The organism is Holdemanella sp. DFI.5.55, assembly GCF_020593575.1.
GTDB lineage: Bacteria > Bacillota_I > Bacilli_A > Erysipelotrichales > Erysipelotrichaceae > Holdemanella > Holdemanella hominis.
In genome coordinates, this window is the sequence record NZ_JAJDMK010000183.1 from 1 (window position 1) to 742 (window position 742).

Below are 742 nucleotides of genomic sequence, written 5' to 3' on the forward strand. Positions count from 1 at the left end.
TAATCTGAAAATAAAATTTATAAAAACAAGAAGTTAGAAGTACAAAAGGGTGCAAAACCCCTTTCCCCAAATATAAAGATTATTGTGTTGCTATAATATTGGCATTTTGCTGAATCATTAGTGTTAATTCTTCAACTGTAAGTCCAATATCTAGTAGTTGTTTAATATCTGATTTACGTATTTAATTCTTTGTTCAACTGGCGTTTCAACTTCTGCTAAATCTGCAGGATTCCAGATTTCTCCTGTAAGAAGCATATAATATGCGCCTACAAGTATTTTTCTGGCAATCGCAATAAAAGCACATTTCTTTCCACGACGTTTTGAAATCTTATTAAATTTGTTGGCGTAGTAAGGATGGTTTTTATCTTTGACTGCTGCATGTGCAACTTCAACCAAACATGGTTTAAGATATACTCCGGCTCTGGAAATGCGTACGGATTTTTTCTTTCCTGTTGACTGGTTACTTGATGGAGTTAAACCTGCCCAGGAAGTTAATCGTCTTGTAGAAGTAAATTGATTCATATCTACACCGATTTCAGAAAGAATTGTGATGGCAGAGTTTATGGAAACACCAGGTATCTGACACAGAAATGAAATATAGTCTTCGTATGGCTCAATCATTAAATCAATAAGTTTATCAAGTCTTTGGATATTGGATGATAATTGTGTGATGTGGTCATTTACAAGTTCTATACGAGATTTCTGGACTGGTGTTAAATCCGTTCCATTAATTGAGTCAAGA

Annotated in this window: 1 protein-coding gene; it reads right to left on the minus strand. The window is 34.1% G+C overall.

What is annotated here, in order from left to right; translation table 11 throughout:
* Positions 1-150 precede the first annotated feature (150 nt).
* Positions 151-742: transposase (locus LJE08_RS13690; RefSeq protein WP_227403543.1), on the minus strand; the 592-nt coding region annotated here is incomplete at its 5' end.